Source organism: Actinoplanes sp. NPDC049118 (genome assembly GCF_040648555.1).
In the GTDB taxonomy this organism is placed as follows: Bacteria; Actinomycetota; Actinomycetes; order Mycobacteriales; family Micromonosporaceae; genus Actinoplanes.
On the sequence record NZ_JBEZDY010000004.1, the window covers coordinates 296,853 to 322,647 of the forward strand.

Here is a 25,795-nt window from a genome sequence, read left to right on the forward strand (position 1 = left end):
GAAGACCGAGGCCTCTCCTGGAGCGTGTTGTCATGCAGGTGTCCGGCCTGGTCTGGTCGCTGACCGTCGTCGGGGTCGTCGCTCTGATCGCCTTCGACTTCTACTTCCATGTCCGGCGCGCGCACATCCCGTCGCTGCGGGAGGCGGCCGCCTGGTCCGCCGTCTACGTGGGCCTCGCCGTCCTGTTCGGCCTCGGCGTGCTGGTCTTCGGCGGCGTCGACATGGGCGCCGAGTACTTCGCCGGCTGGGTGACCGAGAAGGCGCTGTCGGTCGACAACCTCTTCGTCTTCCTGGTGCTGCTCAACAGCTTCAAGGTGCCGCGCGCCGACCAGCAGAAGGTGCTGCTGTTCGGCATCGTGTTCTCGCTGATCGCCCGGACCGGCTTCATCTTCCTGGGCGCCGCGCTGATCAACTCGTTCGCCTGGGTCTTCTATCTCTTCGGCCTGATCCTGCTGATCACGGCCGGTAGCCTGCTCAAGGGCGACGACGGTGACGACCGCGCCGCGGACAACGTGATCATCCGGATCGCCCGGCGGTTCCTGCGCACCTCCGACGATTACGACGGCGACAAGCTCTTCACCGTCCGGGACGGCAAGCGGGTCCTGACTCCGATGCTGCTGGTCATGGTCGCCATCGGCGGCACCGACATCCTGTTCGCGCTGGACTCGATCCCGGCCATCTTCGGCCTCACCCAGAGCGTCTACCTGGTCTTCACCGCGACCGTATTCTCGCTGCTCGGCCTGCGGCAGCTCTACTTCCTGCTCGACGGCCTGCTGGACCGCCTCATCTACCTGTCGTACGGGCTGGCCGCGATCCTGGGATTCATCGGCGTGAAGCTGATCCTGCACGCCATGCACGAGAACAACGTCCCGTTCATCAACGGCGGCGAGCACATCGAGGTGGTGGAGATCAGCACCGGCGTGTCGCTGGCCTTCATTATCGGCGTACTGATCATCACGGTGGTGGCCTCGCTGCTCAGCCCGAAGGGCCGGGCACAGACGTACGTCGCCGCGGCGCGCCGGCACGCCAAGGAGTTCCTCGACATCGAGACCGACCCGAAGTACTGCGACGAGATCTACCACCGGCTCGTCGTGGAGGAGGCGCACCTCAAGAGCCTGCCGGAGCGGTACCGGGCCCGGATCCGCCAGGAGTCCGAGCTGATGGATCTGCTGAACCGGGCGCACGTGCTGCACGAGCGGCGGGTCAGCGCCGGGTCGTGCTTCAGCGTCGCACCCTGACGGTCGCGTGGCTCAGGGGGTGCGGTTGCCCCGGGAGCCCGAGCCGATCCCGCGCTCGGGGCGGCGTGCGGCGGCCTTTCCCTTCGCCGAGTTCGCCACGAAGCGGGCCTCCGCGCGGCGCACGTTCGCGGCACGGGCCGCGAGGTCAGTGGTCGGAGTGTCGTCGGCGGCCGGCGCCGCCGGGGCAGGGGCGCCCGAGACGAGGTCGGCCACCCGGGCCGCCAGGTCGGCCGCGCGGGTCGCCAGGCCGGGCTCGGAGACCTGTGCCTCCGCCTCCGCCTCCGCGGCCCGCAGCGCCCGGGCGTCGTCGGCGGCCAGACCGGGCCGATGGCCGCGCGGCCGGGCGGTGCCGTCGCTCGCGGCGGCCGGCCGCGGGCCGTCGTCCCCGACGGGCCCGTCGCCGGGTTCGGGCGTCAGGTCGGGCTCGGCGGACCGGGCGGGGCGGGTCAGGGTGAGTGCGCCCAGCAGCGTCACCGTTTGGCCCTCGCCGCCCTGGTAGTTGTTGAACTCGGGGCCGATGAGCAGGCGCGACAGCATCCGGGCCTGCGGGGTCGACAGGCCGAGCTTCTCCGCGTTGTCCACCCGGAAGCGGGCGATCGCGTGCCGGATCAGGTTCGCCAGCCGGTCGGCGTCGGCGGCCGTCGCCAGCTCGCCACCCGCGAACACCAGCGCGGGGAAGGAGTCGTCGGACGCGGCGCACACCAGCTGGATCTGCGCGGCGGAGGCGGCCCGGCCCGGAGCCCGGGAGCCGGGCTGCACCCGCAGGTGCTGCGGCCAGAGCCAGCGCAGCTCACCGGAGGTGACCTCGACGTCGTCGGGCGACGCGGAGGAGGTGTACGCGTACGCCACGCGGTGGTCGGTGACGAGGACCTCGGTCGTCTCGGGCAGCGCCCAGCGCGGCAGGGAGGCGGCCTTGTCGAACGCGTACTCGGCGACGGCGCAGCGGCCGCGCCACAGCTTGCGCTCGCCGCCCTGCAGGGGCCCGAACACGTCGGTCCGGGGCAACGGTGATCCGGAAACAGACAGGAAATGCCGGTCCAGCATCCCTCGATTAGACCGGGCCGGTGTCCACACAGACAAGTCGTGCGGCGCTGAATTTGTCGCGCGCCGAAACGGTCGGCACCCGAGGCCGGGGTGCACCTGAACCTTCGGCCGAATCGACCGTCCACCGGTCTAGGACCGCGAGCTGAACAGTCCCTCGGGAGGGGCCGGAGAGGGAACCGCGTCGATGTCTGTCGCCGCCGCCTGCCCCGCGGTGAATCGATCGAGATCTGTCTCGACCCGGCCGGGGAACCAGTCACCGGCGACCCGCCGGCTCAGCTGCGTCACCGGCGGCGGCGTCCGCCCGGCGAGCACGACCAGGTTGCCGAAGCGCCGGCCGCGCAGCATCGCGGCGTCCGCGATCAGGCAGGCCTGCGGTAGCACCGCCCGGATCGTCGCGACCTGGGTACGCGCATAGCGCAGCGGCGGCCCGTCGGCGACATTGGCGATCAGCCACCCGCCCGGCGCCAGCACCCGTGCCGCCTCCCGGACGAACTCCACCGACGCCAGGTGCGCGGGCGTGCGCGAGCCCGCGAAGACATCGACCACGACCAGGTCGTACCCGGCGTCTCGCATTCCGGTGACCGCCTCGCGGGCGTCGCCGACCCGGACCCGGAGCTTGGCCTTCGGGTCCCACGGCAGCGCCTTGCGCACGAGCTCGACCAGCGGCCCGTCGATCTCCACCACCCGCTGCGGCGAGCCGGGCCGGGTCGCGGCGACGTAGCGCGGCAGGGTCAGCGCGCCCCCGCCCAGGTGCAGCACCCGCAGCGGCGTTCCGGGCGGCGCGATCAGGTCGATCGCGGCGGCCATCCGCCGGATGTACTCGAACTCGAGGTAGGTCGGATCGGCCAGGTCGACATGCGACTGCGGCGCGCCGTCCAGCAGCAGCGTCCAGCCCGACGCCCGGTCCGGGTCCCCGACCAGCTCGGCCACCCCCGAGCCGACGGTCTCGACCCGCCGCTCACCCCGCCTGCGCTGTGCCACGGCAGCAGTATGTCGGTTGCCGTGCGGCGGCGGGGTCGCGGGAACCCGGCCGGGGCGACGAGCTCGGCGTTAGGTCCAGCTCGCCGGCTTCGGCGCGCTGAGCGCGGGTGCGTCCGCGGTGAGCGCGACGAACTCGATGCCGAGCAGCTCCATCCACAGCTCGCCGTCCGGGCCGACCAGGGCGGTGTCGCAGCGGGCGCCGAGGTCGTCGCGCCGGCCGTCGGCCACCACGCACAGGGCGGGGCCGGGCAGCCGCCCCCACCGGTGGATCCGGCACTCGGCCACGCCCATCGGCAGCACCGGGCGGTGTTCGTCCATCGCCCAGACCCCGCTGAGCTGCACGGCGCCGTCCAGCGCCGCGAGATCCACCGGTAGGTCGTCGTCGGCCCAGCCCATCGGCCCGGCGCCGAACACCGTGCCGACGACCCCCGCCGGGCCGATCTCGCCCAGCGAACGGATCGTCCGCAGCAGGGGCCCGTGGAACAGCGGCCGGCCGGCGTAGACCGAGCTGCCGGGGAACCGCGCCGGGTCGCCGGTCGGCCGCCACTCGCGGTCCCGGCCGGGCGCGCCGAACCGCGCCCGGAAGCACGGCTCGCCGGCGGCGTTGACCAGCGACACCTCGCGGCCGGAGGTCGTGATCGAGATCGTCTGCGGCTCCGCGGTAGCGACCGGGCGCAGCACCCGGAAGCCGGTGAGCACGGCCTCGGGCTCGCGCGCCCGGACGGCCGCGGCCATCCAGCCCAGGCCGGCGGCGGGCGGCAGGATCGCGATGTCCTGCGGCCGGTGATCGTCGATCCAGGGATACCTCGCCGCGCTCACCGCGACGGTGCCGGGCCGCACGTGCTCCGGCCGCGCCTCGGCGGTACGCCGGGAGTTCCAGGTCAGCGAGCGTACGAGGCAACCGGGGCGGAGCTCCTGCTCGGCCTCGGCGACGCGATCGAGCGCGGCACCGACCATGGGGTGATCCGTCGTACCGGAGAGCAGGACGATCGTGTCGAGCGGATCCCGCGCGGTCGCCGCGAGCACCGCCGCCAGCTCGGTGAGCTGTGCACCGGCCGCGACGTCGGACTTCGCCGCCGGGGTGAGCACCGGGCCGTGCAGGAGGCCGGTGATCGGGCCCCAGTCGGCCCGGACACGGTCGAGTGCGGCGGAGAGCGCCTCGGCGGTGTCGGCGCACACGTAGCGGATCCGGGCGCCGGCCGCCTCGCAGGCCTCGATCGTGGCGCGGATCTCGCGCACGGTCAGCACCGCGCGGGCCCGGGCCCGCATGCCGGCGAGGCCGTCCGGCCCGCCGGTGCCGGCGGCGAACCTGCGGAGGATGGCCCGCTCGTCGCGGGCGTCGGCCAGGCCGGGCGGTTCCTCGTTGAGCGGCGTGTTCCCGAGCAGGATCAGCCGGCACCGGGTCTCGCGGGCCACGTCGACCAGGGCCGCGCCGCAGTCGTGGGCCAGGAGCACGGAGTCCGCGCCGATCCGGTGCTCCGATCCGAGGAGGAGACCGGGCCAGGCCGACGGCTCGGGTCCGGCCGGGTGGCCGACGCTGCGGGTGCCGTCCGCGGCCAGGCGGACGCGCTGCGCCCCACCGCCCCGGGTGAGTTCGTCGGCGATCAGCACGGCCAGGGCGGCGGGTCCCCGGTCGCCACGCTCGCACTCCACGTACACCGGGTTGCGTTCCCCGTCGCCCGCCGTGGCCAGGCCGCTCAGGCCGCCGAGCCAGGCGCCGGCGGGCCGGACCACGGTGTCCGCGACGATCACGAAGACCCCGCGCCGGCGGCTCTCGCGTGCCAGCCGGAGGCCGGCGAGCTGGGATTCGATCGCCTCCCCGGGGGTCGCCGGGCCCGCCATGCCGTCCAGGAGGACGACGCCGCCAGGCCCCCGCCCGTCGCCGACCACGGCGGCCATGCCGCGCTCGGAGAGTTCGGCGGCGACCGCGGCGGCGAGGCCGCTGCCGCCGTCGACGACGTGCACCGGCCCGGCGTCCAGGCCGCTCAGCGGGCGCCCGCTGAGCGCGGTCTCCACCCAGGACGGTGCCGGCCGCACGAGCACATCGGCCTCGCCGGCCGGCGCCGCGGGCACCGGCCGGCCGGGCACCGCTGCGGTGATCGGCACGACGACGGCCCGGCCGCCGGGCTCCGGGACCGGGCGGGCCGGCGGTGCGGCGAGCGATCCCTGCCGGTCCGGCTGCGTCGGAACGGTCGCCGGAGCCGGAGCCGGAGCCGGCGCGGCCGGCGCCGCGCCGGCGGGTTGGGCCGCGAGGCGCCCGGTCAGGATCGTCTCGGTGACGCGCAGGTACTCCAGGTGTGCCTCGGTCATCAACCGCTGGAAGGTCGCATGCGCCTCGGCGCTGCGCCGGGCCAGTTCCAGCACCTCCCAACCCGGCGCGTCGGCCGCCGCCGGCGGCGGCGGGTTGTCGGACTGGGGGAGGTGTGGGCTGGACGGCACGGATTCTCTCCTCGATCGGCGCGGCTCCGGGCGGGAAGCGCCCGCCCGACCACCCCAATCTGGACACAGCGGACGTCGCGACGCTGCGGAAACGTGCCGGGTTCACCTCGCCCGGGCGATGCCGCCGCGCAACGCGAAGCGGCGCGGCCCCGGGTCCGCAACGGACGGACATCGCCAGGGGAGGCGCCGATCGACCACCGTAACACCGCGTCGACGCTGCGAGTGCCGAGCGTGTTTGGTTTACCAGTGCGGGTGAACGAGGCCGCCCTCATACGTGAAACCCGCCGTCCGGGCCCGCGGGGGCGGTCCACACTGAGCCGACCAGACCAACGCGGAGGTGAGTGGTGTCGGGTACTCCGACCAGCGCGCTGCCCGAGATCATCGGTGGCGGGCCGGCGTGGACCGCCGGGCCGCCGCCGGCCGATGACATGGCGGCCGTCCTCGCCGCGGCACAGCACCGGGCCGGACCGCTGCTGAAGATCCGCCGGCACGGGTCGCCGGACGCCGGGCCCGCGTACTGGCGGTGGGACTGCGAGAGCTGCGGCGAGTACGGCGGCGGGCGGCACCACGCCGACGCGATCAACCGGGCCGAGCGGCACTGCCGGGAGCACCCGGAGCACCGCTCGTCCCTGCTGCCGCCGGTGCGCTGCCGCGAACGGGACCAGCGGCTTGCCGTACACCCGATGCTCTTCGCCGTGGACGACGACCCGCCGCCCAGCCCGTTCGCGCACTGAGGCCGCCGCCGAGGCTCAGCGGGCCGCGCCCTTCCGCTCGCTCAGCACCTCGGCGATCCGGTCCATCCGCGGGTCGGCCAGGATCTGCTCCAGCCCGGCCGCCAGCGGGATACGCCAGTTCGGGTACTCGTCCGACGTGCCGGGCAGGTTCGGCTGGCGCAGCTCACCCAGCACGTCGTACAGCGACGCGGTGACGAACCGGCACGGGGTCCGGGCGAGGAACTCGTGCATCGCCACGATGATCTCCTCGGGCGCGGTGTCGGGGGTGATCAGGCCCTCCTCGGTGAGCCGGAACAGCAGCTTGGCCCGGTCCTTGTCGGCGTACTCGTGCTCCTCCTCGATCGTCCCCATCAGCTGACCCAGGCCGGCGCGGACCCGGACCTGCTCGCCGACCAGGAAGCCCGCGGCGGTCGGCAGGTCATGGGTGGAGACCGTCGCGAGGGCGTTGCGGGGATAGTCCGCCGCCGGCAGGTACTGCTCGGTCGGGTCGTTCTCGTAGTCGCGGGTGAACCACAGCACGGCCGAGCCGAGCATGTTCATCCGCTCCAGCGTCTCGGTGACCAGTGGCTGGACCGTGCCCAGGTCCTCGCCGATCACGACGGCGCCGGCCCGGTGCGCCTCGAGCGCCAGGATGCCCAGCATCGCCTCCGGGTCGTAGCTGACGTACGTGCCCTCGGCGGGGCCCAGGCCCGGCGGCACCCACCACAGCCGCCACAGCCCGGCGACGTGGTCGACCCGCAGGCCGCCGGCCCGCCGGAAGATCCGCTGGAGCATGTCCCGGTACGCGGCGTAGCCGGTCTCGATCAACCGGTCGGGCCGCCAGGCGGCGAGACCCCAGTCCTGGCCGAGCTGGTTGAACGCGTCCGGCGGCGCGCCCGTGTGCACCCCGGCGGCGAGCACGTCCTGCAGCAGCCAGCCGTCGGCGCCGTTCGGGTCGATGCCGACGGCGAGGTCGTGCACGATCCCGACCGGCATGCCCGCGTCCCGCGCGGCCCGGTTGGCGGAGTCGAGCTGATCGTCGAGCAGCCGCTGCAGCCAGACGTGGAAGGCGACCTGATCACCGGCGCGGGCCGCCAGCACCGCCGGCGAGTCCGGGCGCCGGAACTCGGCCGGCCACTCCCGCCAGTTCGGCCCGTGCAGCTCGGCGAGGGCGCAGAACGTCGCGAAGTCGGTGAGGCCGGGATCGGCGTCCAGGTCCACCTCGCCGGCCAGCGGCCAGAGCAGCCGCAGGGCGGCGCGCTTGGCCTGCCAGGCGGCGGTGTAGTCGATCAGCCCGTCGGCGGCGGGCGCCGGGCGCAGCGCGTCGATCTGCTCCCGCAGCGGCGGATCCGCCCGCCGGTACGCGGGGGTGTCGGCCACCCGCAGATAGACCGGGTTCGCGAAGCGCCGGCTCGACGGCGAGTACGGCGACGGCGGCACCGGCAGCGTCGGGGTGATGGCGTGCAGCGGGTTCAGCAGGATGAGCCCGGCGCCGCGGCTGCCCTCGACGAAGGTCCGCAGATCGCCGAGATCGCCGACGCCCCAGGACGCGGCCGAGTGCAGGGCATAGAGCTGCAGCATCCACCCCCAGACCTCCGGCGGCTCGGGCAGCTCGGTGGGCACCACGACCAGCGCCACCTCCTGGTCGGCCGTGACGAGCCGGTGCCAGCCCAGCGGCAGGTCTTCCGGCAACCGTCCGGCGGCCTCCGCCACCGAACCGTCCTCCAGGTGGATCGTCCCGGTCAGCGGCCGGGAGGCGCCCTGCCGGACGATCACCGTGCCGGGCAGCCGGTGCTGCTCGCGCGCGGCCCGGATCCCGGCCAGCTCCTCGGCGATCGCCTCCGGCGTGGTCGCGTCGACGCCGAGCAGGCCCAGCACGCCGATCACCGACTCCGCCGCCACCTCGCGCCGTTCGCGGTGCCAGTCCTCGTACCAGGTGGCCACCCCGTGCGCCTCGGCAAGAGCAGTGAGATCTGCGTCCATATTGGCCCCTTCGCTCGACTCCGCTGCTACTACCCTGCCCTGTCCGGGGGTGTTTCGGGCAAGCGGGTCTTGCGGGGGTTCGACAAGATGGACGACATGTCTTCAGCAGCGAAGTGGTGGTCCCGGCTCGGCGCGGTGGTTACGGGAGCCGTACTGACCCTGGTCGTGCCCGTGCACGCCTGGGCCGCGAGCAACGGCGTTTCGGAAGTGGCCCTCGAGGCGGCGAGGTCCCGGCGGCGCGGCGGCTTCGGCTTCTTCGGCATTCTCAGCCTCCTGTGCTGCCTGGTGGTCGTCGGCGGCATAGTCCTGGCCGTCATCCTGATTTCCCGGAACCGTAAACGTCGCTGATCGTGCCCGCCTAGGTTTGAGGGGTGAGCATCCGTGCCAAGGCGATCGCGCTGGGCACCGGGATCGCCGCGGTGTGCACGGTGCCGCTGGTCATCTCGGTCACCGCCGATGCGGCTCCCGATGTGCTGCTCTCGAAGGGACGCCCGGTCGTCGCATCGACCGCGGCCGACGCGGCCCATGACGCCGTGAAGGCCGTCGACGGCTTCGCGAACACCTGGTGGGAGGCGACGCTCGGCGCCGGAAGCCAGTGGTTGCTCATCGACCTGGGCAAGGCCCAGGAAGTCACCCGGGTGAGGCTGCACTGGGAGGGCGGGTACGCGAAGTCGTACCGGGTGCAGCTCTCCGACGACGGTGCCTCCTACCGGGACCTCTACGCCACCACGAACGGCGACGGCGGCACCGACGACCTCAGGAAGCTCGACGGCGCCGGCCGCTACCTGCGGGTGCTCGGGACCCGGCGGGGTACCCCGCAGGCCTACTCGATATACGAGGTGCAGGCCTACGGCCCTGGCCCGGCGGCGCCGGTCGTCAAGACGAACGCCGGATCCGCCACCGTGTCGCCGCTGGCCGCGGGGCTGCACGATCCGGCGAAGAAGGCGTCCGCCCTGGCGCTGGTCTCCAGCGCGGAGAACTCGACGCTGGACTGGCGCGGCGAGTACGACTACATCGAGGACCTGCACGACGGGCGCGGCTACACGGGTGGCATCGTCGGCTTCACCTCCGGCACCTCGGACATGCTGGCGCTGGTGACCGAGTACACGAAGCGGTCGCCGGGCAACAGGCTGGCGCCGTACCTGCCGGCCCTGCGCGCTGTCGACGGGTCGGACTCGCACGCCGGCCTCGACCCGGGATTCCCGGCCGCCTGGAAGGCGGCCGCCGCCGACCCCGTCTTCCAGAAGACGCAGGAGGACGAGCGGGACCGGATGTACTTCGACCCCGCGGTCGCCCTGGCCACGGCCGACGGGGTGCGGGCGCTCGGGCAGTTCGCCTACTACGACGCGGCCGTCATGCACGGCATGTCCGGCCTGCGCGGCATCCGTGCCGAGGCGCTGCACAAGGCGCAGATCCCGAAGGAACCGACCGGCGACGAGATCGACTGGCTGAACGCGTTCATGGACGCCCGGGTCGCCGAGATGCGCACCGAGCCGGCGCACCGAGACGTCTCCCGGGTCGAGACCGCGCAGCGTACCTTCCTGCGCGACTCCAACCTCGACCTGAACACCCCGCTGACCTGGCAGGTCTACGGCGACAACTTCGTGATCCGCTAACGCGGGGCGGCCGGCGTGCTCTGCCCCGGCTTCGCCGGCTCGCCCTTGCTGATCTGGATGTTGACGTAGCCGCCCTTGATGGTCCGGCCCGAGGGTTCCGTCCCGGCCGCACTCCCCTCCGGGCAGTTCGACTCGACCTCGGCACCCGGCGTCGCCGTGAAGCCGGCCCGCTCCAGCCGGGCGGTCGCGTCCGCCACGCTGAGGCAGTCGACGTCCGGAATCGAGCGCTGCTCACCCTGGGCGATCTTGTCGCCGGACGGCCTCTTGAACTGGACCCTCGGCTTGCCCTTCATGACGTCGCGCAGGGTCTTCTCGACCGCCGGGTTCACCACGTCGTGGCTTAGCCGGTACGGGTGGTTCTGGTAGTCGGGATTCACCAGGTACCCGGCGACGACCATCGAGCTGGTGCCGACGATCAGCGACGCAGTCTTGTCGTTGTCGGTGGTGCCGGTCTTGCCGAAGATCGGGTGGCCGACGACGCCGCGCGCGGATCCGGCGGTCGAGCCGCGGCAGCTGCCCAGCTGGGCCGAGTCGCCGACCGGGCAGCGGGCCGCGTCGAGGGCCGCCCGGGCCACGTCCGGCTTGGTGACCTGCCGGCAGTTCGGCTTGCCGACGTCAAGCTTCTCGCCGGTCAGCGTTGTGATCTGTTGAACGGGCGTCGGCGGGCAGTACTTGCCGTCGGCGGCCAGCGTCGCGTACGCGTTCGCCATGTCCAGCGGGGTCGACGCCGAGACGCCGAGGGTGAACGCGCCCCAGTCCTTCGCGTACTTCGTCGCCAGGTCCTTGTCCTGCGGCGCCCGGAACTGGACGCCGAAGCGCTGCGCCACGTCGACGACCTTCTCGGCGCCGACGCGCTCCTCCAGCGGTACGAAGTACGTGTTGACCGAGCTGCCGAAGCCCGTCCACATGTTGTACGGGCCCTTCTCGCTCTTCGATGCGTTCGTCGGGCAGTAGAAGCCGCCGCCGCAACCCGGCGAGTCGCGGTAGCCGGACTTGTAGCGGTACGTCGTGTTGATCGGGTAGGCCAGCGGGTAGCCGTTCTCGAGCGCGGCGACCATGGTGAACATCTTGAAGACCGAGCCGGCCTGGTAGCCGGTGATGTCGCCGCCGCCGGTGAGCAGCGGGTTGGTCGTGTTGGGGTAGCTACCGCGGATGTCCTTGGCCGCCTTGGCCGGGTCGGAGGACAGCTTGTTGTGCCCGTCGTCCAGCTTGAACCGGCGGTTGGCGGCGAGGGCGCGTACCCGGCCGGTGCCCGGCTGGATCGCGGCGAGCAGCAGCGCGTCGCGGTCCTTGACGCCGATCTGGTCCGCGATGTTCTCCCGCGCCGCCGCCTGCGCCTTGATGTCCAGCGAGCTCTGGATCCGGTAGCCGCCGCTCTTCAGCCGGCGCTCCCGGTCGTACGGGGTCGGGCCGAACTCGGGCCGGCTGAGCCACCAGCGGTAGAAGTAGTCGCAGAAGAAGCCCCAGCTGTTGGTCTTCACGGCGGCGCAGCCGTTTCCGGTGCGCTGGGTGGTCCGGCCGAGCTTGACCTTGATGGCGTCGGTCGCCGCCTGCGGCGTGATGTAGCCGAGGTCGCGCATGTTGCCGATGACCCAGTTGCGCCGGTCCAGCGCCTTGGGATAGCCGATCGTGGTGGTCGGGTCGAAGCCCGTCGGGGCCTTGACCATGCCGGCGAGCAGGGCGGCCTCGGGGACCGTGAGGTCCTTGGGCGGCTTGCGGTAGTAGACCTGGCTGGCGGCGTAGATGCCGTACGCGCCGTTGCCGAAGGGCGCCGCGTTGAGATAGCGCTCCAGGATCTGCTGCTTGGTGAGCTCCTTCTCGATCTGCATCGCGTACTTCATCTCGGCGATCTTGCGGGTCGGCGTGTCCTTGGTGGCGTCGACCACCTCCTGCGGGGAGGTCGCCGAGTAGGACAGGGACATGCGGACCAGCTGCATCGTCAGCGTGGACGCGCCCTGCTTCGAGTTGCTCTTGCCGGAGTTGTTGACCATCGCGCGGGCGGCGCCCTTGAGGTCGACGCCGTTGTGCGTGTAGAACTCGTGGTCCTCGGCCGCGACGATCGCGTTCTGCATGTTGACGGAGATGTCCTTGAGCGGGACATCGCTGCGGAACTCGTCGTAGAACACCGCGACCGGCGTCTTGTTGTCGGCGGCGAGGACCCGGGTCAGCTGCGGCGCGGTCGCCTGCTTGAGCTCGCCGGGCAGGCTCGCGAAGCCCTCGCTGCCGGCCTTGGCCGCGAGCCCGGACATGGCGACGGCGGGGAAGGCGGCCGCGGCCACGGCGATTCCGGCCAACAGGCCACAGATCAGCAGCGAGGTCACGTTCGTGACGAAGTGGTGATCGCGTCCGCGCATCAGGATGTCCGTTCGCAGGCTTCGGTGCACCGCGGGGGCGGCGACCCCGGTGGACTTTAGCGATCATGCGCAAGCGAAGGACCGGCGGCCGTCGCTGCCGCCGGTCCTCGTTCGCGTACGGCCTGGGTCAGGCCTTGGTCCACTTCTGGTTCGTGGTGCCGCCGCAGTCCCAGAGCTGTAGCTGGGCGCCGTTCGCGCTGTTCCAGTCCTTGACGTCGACGCACCTGTTGGCGGAGACGTTCACCAGGTCTCCGGAGCCCGACAGGGTGAAGCGCTGCACCGGGTTGCCGTTGCAGGTGACCAGCTGGATCGGCGTGCCGTTGGCGAGGGCGCCGCCGGCCGGGTCCATGCACTTGCCCAGGCCCCGCACGGTGCCGTCGCTCGCGAACGACCACTTCTGCGCGGCGGTGCCGTTGCAGTCCCACAGCTGGAGCCGGGCGCCGTCGGTCGCGTTGCCCGACGGGATGTCGATGCAGCGGTTGCTGAAGTTCGACCGCAGCGCGGTGCTGCCGCTGGGCGGCGGGGTGGGGCCGTCGGTCCACGCCGAGACGCGGACGTAGTCGACGAGCATCGTCTGCGGGAACACCGTGCTGGCGTCCGGGTAGCCGGGCCAGTTTCCGCCGACCGCCACGTTCAGGATCATGAAGAACGCGTGGTCGAAGACCCACTGGTCGCCGCCGAGGCTGGCCGGGGTGACCCGGAAGTACTCGCTGCCGTCCAGGAACCAGACGATCAGGTTGGGCGACCACTCCACCGAGTAGTTGTGGAAGGCGTTGCTGAGCGGGGCGCCGATGTTGCGGTTGCCGCCGATGCCCTCGCCGCCGGAGTAGCCGGGTCCGTGCACGGTGCCGTAGACCGTGTTCGGCTCCTTGCCGACGTTCTCCATGATGTCGATCTCGCCCGTGGTGGGCCAGTTGTTGCCGCCGAGCATCCAGAACGCGGGCCAGATGCCCTGACCCTTCGGGACCTTGATGCCGGCCTCGAAGCGGCCGTACCGCTGGCTGAACTTGTCGGCGGTCAGGATCCGGCCCGACGTGTACTGGCAGGTGCCGTAGTGGCACTGGTAGTTGCCCGGGTTCTCCTTGCGCGCGGTGATAGCGAGGTGGCCCTGGCCGTCCTGCGAGACGTTGCTGGTGGAGTTCGTGTAGTACTGCCGCTCGTTGTTGCCCCAGCCGCCGCCGCCGATGTCGAACTTCCACTTCGAGGCGTCGATGGGGGCGCCGGCGGCGCCGTTGAACTCGTCCTGCCAGGTGATGCCGCCGATGGCGGCCCGGGCGTTGTCGTTGCGGGAGGCGGTGACGAGGCCGCCGGTGAGGGTTGTCGCGACCACCGCCGCGGCGAGGAGTATCCGGGTTTTACGCATGGGGATGGGGCCTCCGGGGGAAGAGGTTGTTAACACTTTTAGCAGTGTTTACAGATCGACCTTCACCAGTCAAGGGAGACTGGTTCCGGAACCCCCGGGGGCCACCCCTTGTTACAACTTCTTGAACAGGCCGGGCAGCGCGGTCGGCTCCCAGCCCGGCAACGACGTGTGCGTCTCAAGCACCTGGTACTCGACACCCTTGAACTTTACGGGCTGGCCGGCCACGTAGTCGGCGAATGGCGCCCAGTTGGGGGTGGCCCGGGGTGCGGTCGTCGGCGGGGTCGTCGGCGGCGTGGTGGCCGGCGCGGACGTCGTCGGTGCGCTGGTCGGCGCCGCGGTCGTGGGTTCCGCGGTGGGCTCGGTCGTGGGCGGGGTCGTCGGCTCCGTCGGGGGCGCGGTGGTCGGCGGCGCGGAGGCGTCGGCGGCCGAGAAGCTGACCGAGTCGATGTGCATCCGCGCGGGGAAGTCGTCGCCCGTCCGGTCGTCCTCGAGGGCGAGGCTCAGGGCCAGCCGGAACGGCTCGTCGGTGCCCAGGCCATCGTCATCGAGGTCGACCCGGTCGACCTCCTCGCCGTCCACCGACAGGACCGCCTCGCCGGGCGCCCAGTCCAGCGCGTATGTGTGGTAGTCGTCGGAGAGCGGCTCCGTCAGCACGTCGAACGAGCGGACGCTCTGCCGGTCGGCCCCGATCAGCTCGAAAACAGGCCTCGGGTCGCCGCCCTCGGGCGTCTTGATCCGGGCCTCGACGTGCCCGGCGGCCCCGCGCAGCCTGTCCCTGGTGAGCAGTCGGGCCGAGGAGAATCCGCCCTCGTCCTCCCTGCGCAGGACGATCGTCAGGTTGCCGTCGCCGTCCAGCCGCGCGTTGCGGGTGCTCTCGCGGAAGTCCACCCCGTTGGCGGCCTCGTCGGTGTCCAGCGACCACTTCGCCGGGTCGACGGTGCTGCCGCGCCTGCCGTCGAATTCGTCGGCGAACGCCGTCAGCGACGGGTTCCGGTTGCGGTCCCTCCCGTCTCGGTTGCGCTCCGAGGCGTCCGCGCTGTCGTTGCGGGTCGGTAGCCAGATGGCGGTGGCCAGTCCGGCGCTCGCGACCACGAATGCGACGACTAGTCGGGGGCGCAGCCAGGTGGGCTGCTGCGGCAGGCTGTGTCGCGGCACGGGGATACCTCCGGGGGCCAAAGGTGCTGATGCGTCAGCAGAGACCTAAGAAGATCTGCGTCGAAACGTCAAGGCGCGCCGATGAAATTAAACGAAGATTCAGAATTCAAGCCGTCGGGGCGACTCGAAATGAGGGTGGCCGTACCGGGGAGTCCGTTTCTGATCGCGTTGGCGGCGATACCGGTCTTCCGGCCCGGGAGCCGTCGTGTGGGATCGTCGGCGCATGGCGGAATCGAGTGGGCTGCAGACCCCGCTCTGGCGGGCGATCGCGGTGTTCCGGATCGCCGCGCTCGTCTACGTGGCCATCCTGGTGGTCCGCAACGTCGGCGCGTACGAGCGGCCGATGCTCGCCTGGCCGGTGCTCGCGGTGGTCGCGGGCTGGACGGTCTTCACGACGTACGCCTACGCCGTGCCGGCCCGGCGCCGGCCTCCACTGCTCATCGCCGACCTGCTCATCACCATGGCAGTGATGGCCGCCAGCATCTGGGTGGTCGGCCGGGCCGCGCTGGAGGAGGGCCGCCCGACGCTCGCCGTGGCCTGGCACGTGGCCCCGGTGATCGCGTGGGCTGTCGCGGGCGGCCGGCGCTGGGGCATCGCCGCCGCGCTCGCCATGGGCGTCACCGACCTGACCGTCCGCGCGCACTACGACCAGGCCGCGCTCACCGGCACGGTGCTGATGCTGCTGGCCGCGACCGCGGTCGGATACCTGGTCGGGCTCGCCGAGGTGTCGCAGCAGCGGCTCGAGCGCGCCATCCAGCTGGAGGCGACGACCAGGGAGCGGGAGCGGCTCGCCCGCGACATCCACGACTCGGTGCTCCAGGTGCTGGCCCTGGTCAAGCGCCGCGGCGCCGGGCTGGACGGCGAGGCCGGCGAGCTGGCGCGGCTGGCCGGCGAGCAGGAGGTGGCGCTGCGCACCCTGGTCACCGGCCGCGGCGCCGAACGCCTGGACGAGCACGCCGAGGCGGACCTGATGACGTTGCTGGAGCCGTACGCGTCGGCGACGGTCTCGGTCGCGGCCCCGGCCGGAGCGGTCCGGCTGCCCGCCCGCGTCGCCGCGGAGCTCGCCGCGGCCGTCGCGGCGGCGCTGGACAACGTGGTGCGGCACTGCGAGCCCGGCACGAAGGCCTGGGTGCTGGTCGAGGACGAGCCGGCCGAGGTGACGGTCAGCGTGCGGGACGAGGGCTGCGGCATCGCGCCCGAGCGGCTCGCCGAGGCCGAGGAGCAGGGTCGCCTCGGGGTGGCCCAGTCGATCCGCGGCCGCATCGCCGATCTCGGCGGCACGGTCCGGATCACCTCGGCGCCGGGGCAGGGCACGGAGGTCGAGCTCACGCTGCCGCGCCGATAGGCTGAGCCCGTGACAGAGGCACCCAGAACCCGGGTCATGGTCGTCGACGATCACCCGATGTGGCGCGAGGGCGTGAGCCGCGACCTGACGGCCGCCGGCTACGACGTGGTGGCCACGACGGGCGAGGGCCGGCAGGCGGTCCGCATCGCGGCGGCTGCGCGCCCCGACGTCGTCGTGCTTGACCTTCAGCTGCCGGACGTCTCCGGGGTCGAAGTGATCAACGGCCTGCTCGAGGCGGTGCCCGGCGTCCGGGTGCTGATGCTCTCGGCCAGCGGCGAGCAGCAGAGCGTGCTCGACGCGGTCAAGGCGGGTGCGAGCGGCTATCTGCTCAAGTCCGCCGCACAGGCCGAGTTCCTCGACGCGGTGGGCCGCACCGCCGCGGGCGACACCGTGTTCACGCCGGGTCTGGCGGGCCTGGTGCTCGGCGAGTTCCGCCGGCTGGCAGTGGAGCCGGAGACCTCGGACGCCATGACGCCGAAGCTGACCGAGCGCGAGACCGAGGTGCTGCGCCTGGTGGCGAAGGGTCTGTCCTATCGGCAGATCGCCGAGCGGCTCGTCCTCAGCCACCGCACCGTGCAGAACCACGTCCAGAACACGCTCGGCAAGCTGCAGTTGCACAACCGGGTCGAGCTGACCCGATACGCGATCGAGCAGGGCCTGGACTAGCCGCTACGGGCCTACCGGTAATCGGGCGCGTTGGTCTCGTGCATGGCCAGCTCCTCGGCGCTGGCTCCGCCGCCCGCCGCACCGGCGTCGTAGGCGACGCTGTCGGCCTCGTCGTCGAAGCCGTAGCCCTCGTCCGTGGCGACCAGGCGCCCCACCGGCTGCGGTGCCTCCTCGTCCAGCTGGCCGTCGTCGTAGAGCGACACCGCGGAGTTCGGGTCCGAGGTCGGGCCGGCGCCCCACACGTCCGCGTCGAAGCGAAGCTGTTCGGAGTCCTCGACGGTCACGTCGTACGCGTGGTCGGCGTCTGGGGACGGGTCCTTGGCGCCGAAGTCGGGCTCCTCCTGGCGCAGGTGGTACGCGAGGGACTCGCCCTGGCGCGCCTCCGCCGGGGTGTCGCCGAAGCGGTTGGAGCCGCCCGGCCCGACGCCGGGCAGCGCAGCGGGATCGCGGCCGTCGGCCCACCGGGTGCTGTTCACGGAGTCGTACGCGTTCGATTCGTCGTCGGCGGTCTCGGGCAGGCCGGACGCCTCCGGGTCGGAGACTTCGGTCGGGTAGTCGTTGTCTCGCATGTTCCGCAATCTACCCGCGGGCGTGCCCGGCCATACCTACGCTGGAGACTTCCGTCGGCTGCTCCTGCTCGCCGTCGAGCACGGCCCAGACGACCTTCCCGTCGGCGAGCGCCAGGCTGCCCCAGCGGCGTGCCACCGAGTCGATCAGCAGCAGGCCACGGCCCCCGTACGAGGTGACCGGCACCGGGTTGCCGGAGAAGCGCGGCACGTGTGCCGAGTGGTCGCGGACGGCGACCATCACCGTGTCGCCGCGCAGCCCGAGCAGGACCGTCATCGGCGTGCGGGCGTGCGCGACCACGTTGTTGACCATCTCGGTGACCACCGTGGAGGCGGGCCCGGCCAGGTCCGGCAGGTCCCAGCGGCGACACGCCTCGGTGACCAGTTCGCGCGAGCGTCTGGCCGCGCCGACCAGCGGCTCCATCGCCAGGTCGAGGAAGTGCCCCGGTGCCGGCGGGCCGAGCGCGGCGAAGGCGTCCGCCGGGGTCGGCCAGACCGGCAGCCCGGTGCCGTGCCAGGTTTCGCCCTCCGCGACCGCGCAGATCATCAGGCTGCTGCCCGGCCAGTCGACGATCTCCTCGGCGATGCCGCTCAGCACGGCGACGGCGGCCGGATCGCGGACGCTCAGGTCGGCCACGTCGACGACGACCGCCTCCGGCTGGCCGGCCAGCAGGTCGAGCAGGATGGATCGCACGAGCGGGGCGGTGGCGGCGTCGAGCACCCCGGTCAGCCGGACGACCGGATAGGCCTGCCCGTCGTCCACCAGGTGTTCGACCTCGCTCGGCATGATCGCTCCATTGTGCATAACGCGGGTCGCCCCCGCATTCCGGCGCGTAGCTGCCCCATTGTGCGGGGTTTCGGGCTATATGCCCAATTAAGGACAGAACGACCCGTGCAGGTTGTACCCAGTAGCCGGAGTCTCATGCACCTCAGCGACCCGCGGGGTGCAATCGCGTACTGCCCTTCGGCCGGTCCGGATGCGGGTGCGCCGTCGCGTGGTGGTGCTGCGGCTCCGCGTACCGGGTCATGGCGATCACCGAACCCAGCGTGACCACGAAGCCGACCGCGGCCATCCACTCCCGGCCCGGATGGATCTGGTCGCCGAGCCACAGCAGGCCGACGATGGCCGCGGGCACGGCGCCGGCGGCGTCCATCGCGGCCACCGCGGCGGTCGTCGAGCCCCGCTGCATGGCGAGACCGAGCAGCAGCTGGCCGACGATCGAGTGGGCGATCAGCAGGTAGAGCAGCGGCTGGGTGCAGAAGCCGCCGAGCGTCGTCTCGGCGGCGAGCGGGCGGGCCGCGATGGCCGCCGCCGAGAACGCGATGCCGGCCAGGGAACCGAGCACGACGGAGCCGACGACGCCATGTAGTCGTACCGCGAAGAAGCCGAGCACCGCGATGGCCAGGAGCGTGACGGCCAGCCCGATCATCCCCGCCGTCCCCAGCGGGCGCGAAGGCGCCGGCTGGGCGGAGAGCACCAGCGCGGTGATCCCGACCAGCAGCAGGGCGAGCAGCGCGACCTCCGCCACCGGCAGGGTCCACTTCAGCAGCAGGACGCCGAGCAGGGCGGTCACACCGAGCCCGGCGGCGACACTGGCCTGCACGAGGAACAGCGGCAGGTCCCGGCGCGCGAGGAAGGCCAGCACGAAGCCCAGGACCTGGCATAACAGCCCGAGCAGGTACGTGCGGTGACAGGCGAGCCGGACCAGAAGCTGGGGGTCGAAGGTGTGATGCACGGTCGTACGCGCGGCCGCCACGGACTGCAACAGGTTGGCGACACCGTACGCGAGGATCATCGCGGCGAGAAAGAACCAGCCTGACGACATCACCCGGCGAGAATAGACCAGCTTCGGCAACCCCTCAGGACTATCGGTGCGTCAGGCCTTTCCACGGGCCAGTCGTCCGAGGATTTCCTCGTGCAGGTGACCGTTGGTAGCGATGGCGCTTCCGTCGCCCGGCGCGCGCTGCCCGCCGAGGTCGGTGAATGCGCCGCCGGCCTCGGTGACGATCGGGATCAGCGCCGCCACGTCCCAGAGCGACAGCTCGGGCTCGACCATGATGTCGAGGGCGCCCTCGGCCAGCAGCATGTAGCCGTAGAAGTCGCCGTAGGCCCGGCTGCGCCAGGCGTCGCGCATGATGCCGAGCATCGGGTCGAGCCGGCCGGTCTCCTCCCAGCTCGGCAGGCTCGCGTAGCAGAAGCTGGCGTCGCCGATCTTCCGCACCGCGGAGACGGAGATCTTGGCGGCGGCGCGCTGGTGCCGGCCGGCGAATGCGCCGTGGCCCACCGCGCCCCACCAGCGCCGGCCCAGCGCGGGCGCGGACACCAGTCCGGCGACCGGGCGCTCGCCCTCCATCAGGGCGATCAGGGTGCCCCAGACCGGCACGCCCCGGATGAAGTTCTTGGTACCGTCGATCGGGTCGATCACCCAGTGCCGGTTGCCCTGTCCCGCCGGCGGGGTCGACATGCCGAACTCCTCGCCGATCACGCCGTCGCGGGGCCGGGCGCGCGACAGCGTCCCGCGGATCGCCTTCTCGACGGCGGTGTCCGCGTCGGAGACCGGCGTCAGGTCGGGCTTGGCCTCGACGTGCAGGTCGAGCGCGCGGAACCGGGCCATGGAGATCGAGTCGGCCGTGTCGGCGAGCAGGTGGGCGAGGGCGAGATCATCGGCATACGCGGCCATGCCGGGCACGCTAGCCGATCCGGTCGGCCCCGCGGCCGAAGGGCGGCTCAACGCCGGCCGGCGTCACCCGATCTGATCGCGGGGGTCCGGCTCGCCGGCGCGCGAGCTCAGCAGCCTCCGATACGAGGCCAGGCGCCGCGCGTCGGCCTTGCCCGCCGTGATCCAGGCGTCCAGGGCGCAGTTCGCGTCGTTGGCGGCGTGCCCGCAGTTCGGCGGGCAGTCGATCGTGCCCTCGACCAGGTCCTGGAAGCCGTGCAGCAGGCTCTCCGCGCTCACGTGCGCGAGCCCGAAGCTCCGGATGCCGGGCGTGTCGATGATCCAGCCGGGGTCGCCCTTCCGGCTGACCCGGGGCAGTCGCAGCGCCACCGCGCTGGTCGAGGTGTGCCGGCCCTTGCCGATCGCGCTGACCACGCCCACCGCCCGCAGCGCGTCCGGCACCAGCCGGTTGACCAGGGTGGACTTGCCGACGCCCGAGTGGCCGACCATGACCGAGATCCGCCCGGCCAGCCGGTCGCGCAGGTCCGTCAGGTCGCTGTCGGGCTTGACCAGCACGTACGGCAGGTCCAGCTCGGTGTAGTAGTCCAGCACCGCCTCCGGGCCCGCCAGGTCGGCCTTGGTGAGGCAGAGCAGCGGCTCGATGTCCGCGTCGTAGGCCGCCACCAGGCAGCGGTCGATGAAGCCCGTCCGCGGCGGCGGGTCGGCCAGCGCGCTGACGATGACCAGCTGGTCGGCGTTGGCGACCACGACCCGCTCGAGCCGGCCCTCGGGGGTGGTGTCGTCGTCGTCCGCGGTGCGGCGCAGCACCGAGGTGCGCTCGGCGATCCGCACGATCCGGGCCAGCGCGCCCGGCGCGCCGGAGGTGTCGCCGACCAACGCGACCCGGTCGCCGACCACCACGGACTTGCGGCCCAGCTCGCGCGCCCGCATGGCGGTGATCAGCTCGTCCAGGTGCTCGGCGTCCTCGCGCACGCAGCCGTAGCGGCCGCGGTCCACGGTGATCACGAGGGCGTCGACGGCGTCCTCGTGCTTGGGCCTGGTCCGGGTGCGTGGGCGCGAGGACCGGCCGGGTCTGATCCGTACGTCGTCCTCGTCGTACTCACGCTTTCTGGCCGGCAGCTTCAGCCCCCCGTCACGAGGTGTGCCCAGAGCTCGGGGAACTCGGGCAGGGTCTTGGACGTACACGCTACGTCGGTGAGGCGCACGCCCTCGACGGCGAGGCCGATCACCGCCGCCGCGTGTGCCATGCGGTGGTCCGCGTAGGTCTCGAAGGTCGCCGGCCGCAGCGGCCCGGGAGTGATCTCCAGCCCGTCCGGGTGCTCGACGATGCCGGCGCCGACCTTGCCCAGCTCGGTGGCGAGCGCGGCGAGCCGGTCGGTCTCGTGGCCGCGGATGTGCGCCACGCCGCGCAGCGCGGTGGGCGAGTCGGCCAGGGCGGCGAGCGCCGCGATCACCGGGGTCAGCTCGCTGACCTCGGACAGGTCGGCCTCGATGCCGTGCAGCGCGCCCGTGCCGCGCACGGTCAGCCCCTCGTCGGTCTGGCTGACCTCGGCGCCGAGCGCGGTGAGCAGCTCGGACAGCCGGCCGACGGGCTGCCAGCTGTCGCGCGGCCAGCCGGCCAGCGTGACCGTGCCGCCGGTGACCATGGCCGCCGCGAAGAACGGCGCCGCGCCGGACAGGTCGGGCTCGATGTCCCAGGTGCGCCCCCGCAGCCCGCCGGGCTCGACCGCCCACACGTCGGGCACGCTCTCGTCCACCGACGCGCCGGCGGCGCGCAGCATGTGTGTCGTCATCCGCAGGTGCGGCGCGGACGGCACCGGCGGACCCTCGTGGCGCAGGATCAGCCCCTTGGCGAAGCGGGGCGCGGAGAGCAGCAGCCCGGAGACGAACTGGCTGGAGCCGGAGGCGTCGATGACCGCCTCGCCGCCCGCCACCACCCCGGTGCCGCGCACGACCAGGGGCAGCCCGCCGGTCGGCGACGCGTCGATGTCGGCGCCGAGCGCGCGCAGCGCCTCGACGATCGGCCGCAGCGGCCGGTTGCGCGCGTGCGGGTCGCCGTCGAAGGTGACCGTGCCGTCGGCCAGCGCGGCCACCGGCGGCGCGAAGCGCATGATCGTTCCGGCGAGGCCGACGTCGATGCGGGCCGGCCCGCGCAGGGTGCCCGGCTCGACCCGCCACAGCTCGTCGGAGCCGGTGTCGAGCGTGACGCCGAGCGCGCGCAGCCCCGCGGCCATCAGCGTGGTGTCGCGGGCGCGCAGCGGGCGGCGGATCGCGGACGGCCCGTCGGCGAGCGCGCTGAGCACGAGGGCCCGCGCGGTCATGGATTTCGACCCGGGGAGCCGCACCGTGGTGGCGACCGGTGAGCCGGCGACGGGAGCCGTCCAGGGGCGCGCTTGAGTAGTCACGGCCCCCATTCTGCCGGTCGGGTACGACGGCCTGCGCGGGGCAACGCGAAAGACGCGGGCGGCGTAGGGTCGCTGCCATGTGCGGGCGGTACGCGACGACGCGGAGCGAGGCCGACCTCAGCCTGCTCTTCGACGCCGTGACCGTCGCGGAGGCGCTGGGGCCGAGCTGGAACGTCGCACCGACCGACCCGGTGCCGGTGGTCCGGATGTCGCGGCGCCACGACGGCCGGGTCGTCGACACCGCGCGCTGGGGCCTGATCCCGCCCTGGGCGGACGATCCGCGGGCCGGCGCCCGGATGATCAACGCCCGCGCCGAGACCGTGGCGACGTCGCCCGCGTTCGCGCCCTCGTTCCAGCGCCGCCGCTGCCTGGTGCCGGCCGACGGCTGGTTCGAGTGGGTCCGCGACGGCGGGAAGCGCCAGGCCTACTACATGACGCCGGCCGACTCGTCGGTGCTGGCCTTCGCGGGCATCTGGACGATGTGGCGCGAGCAGACGCTCACCTGCAGCGTGCTGACCACCTCCGCGCTGGGTGGCCTCGCGGCCGTGCACGACCGGATGCCGCTGATCCTGCCGCGGGCGCGCTGGTCCGAGTGGCTGGCCGGCGGGGGTGACGGGCCCGACCTGCTGCGGCCGATGTCGCCCGCCGAGCTGGCGGCGATCGAGGTCCGCCCGGTCCGCCCGGACGTGGGAAACGTGCGCAACAACGGCCCGCACCTGCTGACGGCCCCCGAGCCGGTGACCGAGGCGCAGGCGACCCTGTTCTGACAGAAGTTGTGATCTCAATTGCCTGTCTGAATTGCCGCTTCGTGGCGAAACGCGACGCACTTTTGCCGCAAATGCAGGCACTTCTATCGGCGCACTTTGTTGCGAGATAGATAAGACCCTTGTTCTGATCTTCCTCCGTGCGATAGAAACCAGGGCCGGTGTGATGTCGGTCCGCACGGTGCGGACCGCCCGTCACGGCCCTACCGGCACCCACGGGGGAGGTGGGCTGATGACACGTGCTCGAATGCCGCGGCCGCATGAGGTAGCCATCGCAAGACGCGACCCGCGGCTGCTCAGTGCGATCGACGAACGCAGGTCCGACGAGGCCTGGCGGACCCGCGGCGCCTGCCGCACCGTCGACCCGGAGACGTTCTTTCCGGCTCCGAACGAACCCTCCGAGAGTGCCGTCGCGCTCTGCGGCGGCTGCGACGTACAGGGGCCGTGCCTGGCCTGGGCGTTGCAGGTGGGCGACTGCCACGGCGTCTGGGGCGGCACGACGCCCCGCGAGCGGCGGGCCATGCTCGTCGCCTGGCGCGAACGGGTGCAGCCCGACGGTGCGGCGGTCGACGACGGCCCGGACGAGGAAGACCGCCGCCTGCTCACGCTGGTGCCGATAAGCCGCTAGACATAGGAGTTGTGCACAGCTCCTTCATCGAAACGCCGCGCGGGCCGGCGGGGATCCGGATCACGGACCCGGCCGGCGCGCCCGTCAGTCTGCTCGTACTCGGTCACGGCGCCGGTGGCGGCGTCGACGCCCCCGACCTGACCGCGGTACACGACATCGCGGTCGCCGCGGGGGTCCGGGTGGCGCTGGTGACCCAGCCCTACCGGGTCGCCGGCCGCCGCGCTCCCGCTCCCGCCGGCCACCTCGACGAGGCCTGGACGGCGGTGGTCGGCGAGATCCGCACCCAGGGCCTTCCGCTGATCGTCGGCGGCCGCTCGAGCGGTGCCCGGGTCGCCTGCCGCACGGCATCGGCGCTCGGCGCGGCGGGCGTGCTCGCCCTGGCCTTTCCGCTGCACCCGCCGGGCAGGCCCGAGCGCAGCCGCGCCGCGGAACTGCCGGCCGACCTGCCGACCCTGGTGGTCAACGGCGACCGGGACCCCTTCGGCGTCCCGGAGCCGGGCGGACCGGTGCAGGTCGCCGTACGCCCCGGAGCGGTGCACGATCTGCGCCGTGACCTGGCCGGAACCGCCGCGATCGTGGCCTCCTGGCTGGTGGCCAACAGCTGGGCGCGCTGAGTCGGAATGCGGACAGCCCTGCCGCCGTTGCACCAGCCGGAAGGCTGTGTGTGTCGGAAGGGGTACCCCAAAGTGCGAGCCGAAACCGGATTCGTGGAGCGCGACGGTCTGCGGGCCCGCCAGATGAGTGGCCTGCTGCGCTCGCCCGAGTGGCCGGCGGCCGCCCCGGTGCCCGCCCGGTCGTCGGTGAGGGTCGGCACACCGGCGGTTTTTGAATCTACGGACGGGGCACTACCCGTATCCTCGGCGTGGCGGTCGAGGGGAGACTTGCGGGTGACGCCAGCAGAGCGGACCGAACGGACCGAACGCAGCGAGAAGGCCGAGGAGCGCCGTGCGCGCTTCGAACGGGACGCGCTGCCGTTCGTCGACCAGCTGTACGCGGCGGGCCTGCGCATGACGCGCAACCCCGCCGACGCCGAGGACCTCGTGCAGGAGACCTTCCTCAAGGCCTTCTCGGCTTTCCACCAGTTCGAGGAGGGTACGAACCTCAAGGCCTGGCTCTACCGCATCCTCACCAACACGTACATCAACTCCTACCGGCGCCGGCAGCGGCAGCCGGTGCAGGCGCCGACCGAGGAGATCTCGGACCGGCAGCTCGCGTCGTCCGAGTCGCACACCTCCGCGGGCCTGCGCTCGGCGGAGACCGAGGCGCTGGACAAGCTGCCCGACAGCGACATCAAGGACGCGCTGCAGCAGCTGCCCGAGGACTTCCGGCTGGCCGTCTACCTCGCCGATGTCGAGGGTTTCTCGTACAAGGAGATCGCCGACATCATGAACACGCCGATCGGCACGGTCATGTCCCGCCTGCACCGCGGGCGGCGCAACCTGCGCAAGATGCTCGAGCAGTACGCCGCCGACCGGGGCATCACCCGTAGCTCCGGCGCGAGCGCCGCACAGGAGGCGTGAGCGACGTGAACGACGACGAGAACAAGACCGACTGCAGCGTAGTGATCAGCGAGGTCTACCTGTACCTCGACCTGGAGTGCAGCGACGACCGGCGGCAGCTGATACACCGGCACCTCGACGACTGCTCGGACTGCCTGCGGGAGTACGGCATCGAACACGAGGTCAAGGCCCTGGTGGCGCGCTGCTGCGGCGACGAGACGGCGCCTCAGGAGCTGCGGGAGCGGCTCCGGAGCAAGCTCAGCGAGTACGTGGTCGAGGTGGAGACGCGCGAGTACCTCCCCTGAGAACCGGACGGTGACGAGGAAGGGCCGGCAGCGATCGCTGCCGGCCCTTCCTC

General features: G+C 72.5%; 23 protein-coding genes and 1 pseudogene. 11 read left to right on the plus strand and 13 right to left on the minus strand.

What is annotated here, in order from left to right; genetic code table 11:
* Positions 1–32 precede the first annotated feature (32 nt).
* A pseudogene (locus AB0B58_RS08265) lies at positions 33–1,013 on the plus strand (TerC/Alx family metal homeostasis membrane protein); the annotation flags it as partial.
* A gap of 237 nt (positions 1,014–1,250) precedes the next feature.
* Here AB0B58_RS08265 and AB0B58_RS08270 read toward each other — a convergent pair.
* The 3 genes from AB0B58_RS08270 to AB0B58_RS08280 form a co-directional block, all read right to left on the minus strand.
* Complete coding sequence (locus AB0B58_RS08270) at positions 1,251–2,243, minus strand: translation initiation factor 2 (protein ID WP_360219521.1); 993 nt, start codon at positions 2,241–2,243, stop codon at positions 1,251–1,253.
* A gap of 168 nt (positions 2,244–2,411) precedes the next feature.
* Positions 2,412–3,263 (minus strand): fused MFS/spermidine synthase, encoded by an 852-nt coding sequence (locus AB0B58_RS08275; protein ID WP_360219524.1) that lies wholly within the window; start codon positions 3,261–3,263, stop codon positions 2,412–2,414.
* Positions 3,264–3,332: 69 nt separating this feature from the next.
* Positions 3,333–5,702 (minus strand): polyketide synthase dehydratase domain-containing protein, encoded by a 2,370-nt coding sequence (locus AB0B58_RS08280; RefSeq protein ID WP_360219527.1) that lies wholly within the window; start codon positions 5,700–5,702, stop codon positions 3,333–3,335.
* Between the two features lie 344 nt (positions 5,703–6,046).
* On the opposite strand from AB0B58_RS08280, the gene AB0B58_RS08285 reads away from it, so the two are divergent.
* Positions 6,047–6,436: a hypothetical protein gene (locus AB0B58_RS08285; protein WP_360219530.1), complete on the plus strand. Its 390-nt coding sequence runs from the start codon at positions 6,047–6,049 to the stop codon at positions 6,434–6,436.
* A 15-nt stretch (positions 6,437–6,451) separates the two neighbouring features.
* Here AB0B58_RS08285 and malQ read toward each other — a convergent pair whose 3' ends face one another.
* Entirely contained in the window at positions 6,452–8,398 is a 1,947-nt protein-coding gene (malQ, locus tag AB0B58_RS08290; protein WP_360219533.1) for a 4-alpha-glucanotransferase, read from the minus strand.
* A 96-nt stretch (positions 8,399–8,494) separates the two neighbouring features.
* On the opposite strand from malQ, the gene AB0B58_RS08295 reads away from it, so the two are divergent.
* Both AB0B58_RS08295 and AB0B58_RS08300 read left to right on the plus strand, forming a co-directional pair.
* Positions 8,495–8,746, plus strand: coding sequence for a hypothetical protein (locus AB0B58_RS08295; protein ID WP_360219536.1), 252 nt, complete (start codon positions 8,495–8,497; stop codon positions 8,744–8,746).
* A gap of 23 nt (positions 8,747–8,769) precedes the next feature.
* Complete coding sequence (locus tag AB0B58_RS08300) at positions 8,770–10,014, plus strand: chitosanase (protein ID WP_360219539.1); 1,245 nt, start codon at positions 8,770–8,772, stop codon at positions 10,012–10,014.
* On the opposite strand, the gene AB0B58_RS08305 is transcribed toward AB0B58_RS08300, so the two are convergent.
* The 3 genes from AB0B58_RS08305 to AB0B58_RS08315 form a co-directional block, all read right to left on the minus strand.
* The gene (locus AB0B58_RS08305; protein WP_360219542.1) at positions 10,011–12,368 is read right to left on the minus strand and encodes a transglycosylase domain-containing protein; all 2,358 of its coding nucleotides are present in this window, start codon (positions 12,366–12,368) and stop codon (positions 10,011–10,013) included. The two genes, AB0B58_RS08300 and AB0B58_RS08305, sit on opposite strands and share 4 nt — an antisense overlap.
* A gap of 127 nt (positions 12,369–12,495) precedes the next feature.
* Positions 12,496–13,731, minus strand: a complete 1,236-nt coding sequence (locus tag AB0B58_RS08310) for a family 16 glycosylhydrolase (RefSeq protein WP_360219545.1) — start codon at positions 13,729–13,731, stop codon at positions 12,496–12,498.
* Positions 13,732–13,842: 111 nt separating this feature from the next.
* Positions 13,843–14,886: a carbohydrate-binding protein gene (locus AB0B58_RS08315; RefSeq protein ID WP_360219548.1), complete on the minus strand. Its 1,044-nt coding sequence runs from the start codon at positions 14,884–14,886 to the stop codon at positions 13,843–13,845.
* A 223-nt stretch (positions 14,887–15,109) separates the two neighbouring features.
* Here AB0B58_RS08315 and AB0B58_RS08320 point away from each other — a divergent pair, with 223 nt between their 5' ends.
* Positions 15,110–16,231, plus strand: a complete 1,122-nt coding sequence (locus tag AB0B58_RS08320; protein WP_360219551.1) for a MacS family sensor histidine kinase — start codon at positions 15,110–15,112, stop codon at positions 16,229–16,231.
* Between the two features lie 36 nt (positions 16,232–16,267).
* A complete protein-coding gene (locus AB0B58_RS08325) occupies positions 16,268–16,897 on the plus strand; it encodes a response regulator transcription factor (RefSeq protein WP_360219897.1) in 630 nt (209 codons plus the stop codon).
* A gap of 11 nt (positions 16,898–16,908) precedes the next feature.
* Here AB0B58_RS08325 and AB0B58_RS08330 read toward each other — a convergent pair whose 3' ends face one another.
* From AB0B58_RS08330 to aroA, 6 genes are all read right to left on the minus strand, one after another.
* On the minus strand, positions 16,909–17,466 hold the full coding sequence (locus AB0B58_RS08330) for a DUF5709 domain-containing protein (RefSeq protein ID WP_360219554.1): 558 nt from the start codon (positions 17,464–17,466) through the stop codon (positions 16,909–16,911).
* Positions 17,467–17,476: 10 nt separating this feature from the next.
* Positions 17,477–18,250, minus strand: coding sequence for an ATP-binding protein (locus AB0B58_RS08335; RefSeq protein ID WP_360219557.1), 774 nt, complete (start codon positions 18,248–18,250; stop codon positions 17,477–17,479).
* A gap of 142 nt (positions 18,251–18,392) precedes the next feature.
* On the minus strand, positions 18,393–19,292 hold the full coding sequence (locus AB0B58_RS08340) for a hypothetical protein (RefSeq protein WP_360219560.1): 900 nt from the start codon (positions 19,290–19,292) through the stop codon (positions 18,393–18,395).
* Positions 19,293–19,340: 48 nt separating this feature from the next.
* A complete protein-coding gene (hisN, locus tag AB0B58_RS08345) occupies positions 19,341–20,144 on the minus strand; it encodes a histidinol-phosphatase (RefSeq protein WP_360219563.1) in 804 nt (267 codons plus the stop codon).
* A 63-nt stretch (positions 20,145–20,207) separates the two neighbouring features.
* The gene (gene rsgA / locus AB0B58_RS08350) at positions 20,208–21,260 is read right to left on the minus strand and encodes a ribosome small subunit-dependent GTPase A (protein WP_360219900.1); all 1,053 of its coding nucleotides are present in this window, start codon (positions 21,258–21,260) and stop codon (positions 20,208–20,210) included.
* A gap of 2 nt (positions 21,261–21,262) precedes the next feature.
* On the minus strand, positions 21,263–22,555 hold the full coding sequence (gene aroA / locus AB0B58_RS08355) for a 3-phosphoshikimate 1-carboxyvinyltransferase (protein ID WP_360219566.1): 1,293 nt from the start codon (positions 22,553–22,555) through the stop codon (positions 21,263–21,265).
* A gap of 68 nt (positions 22,556–22,623) precedes the next feature.
* Between aroA and AB0B58_RS08360 the strand changes: the two genes are divergently transcribed.
* The 5 genes from AB0B58_RS08360 (at position 22,624) to rsrA (ending at position 25,742) form a co-directional block, all read left to right on the plus strand.
* Positions 22,624–23,313, plus strand: coding sequence for an SOS response-associated peptidase (locus tag AB0B58_RS08360; protein ID WP_360219569.1), 690 nt, complete (start codon positions 22,624–22,626; stop codon positions 23,311–23,313).
* A 229-nt stretch (positions 23,314–23,542) separates the two neighbouring features.
* Positions 23,543–23,938, plus strand: coding sequence for a WhiB family transcriptional regulator (locus AB0B58_RS08365; protein ID WP_360219572.1), 396 nt, complete (start codon positions 23,543–23,545; stop codon positions 23,936–23,938).
* An 11-nt stretch (positions 23,939–23,949) separates the two neighbouring features.
* A complete protein-coding gene (locus AB0B58_RS08370; protein WP_360219574.1) occupies positions 23,950–24,552 on the plus strand; it encodes an alpha/beta family hydrolase in 603 nt (200 codons plus the stop codon).
* Positions 24,553–24,675: 123 nt separating this feature from the next.
* Positions 24,676–25,458: a sigma-70 family RNA polymerase sigma factor gene (locus AB0B58_RS08375; protein ID WP_360219903.1), complete on the plus strand. Its 783-nt coding sequence runs from the start codon at positions 24,676–24,678 to the stop codon at positions 25,456–25,458.
* Between the two features lie 5 nt (positions 25,459–25,463).
* Positions 25,464–25,742: a mycothiol system anti-sigma-R factor gene (gene rsrA, locus AB0B58_RS08380; protein WP_360219906.1), complete on the plus strand. Its 279-nt coding sequence runs from the start codon at positions 25,464–25,466 to the stop codon at positions 25,740–25,742.
* Positions 25,743–25,795: the final 53 nt, after the last annotated feature.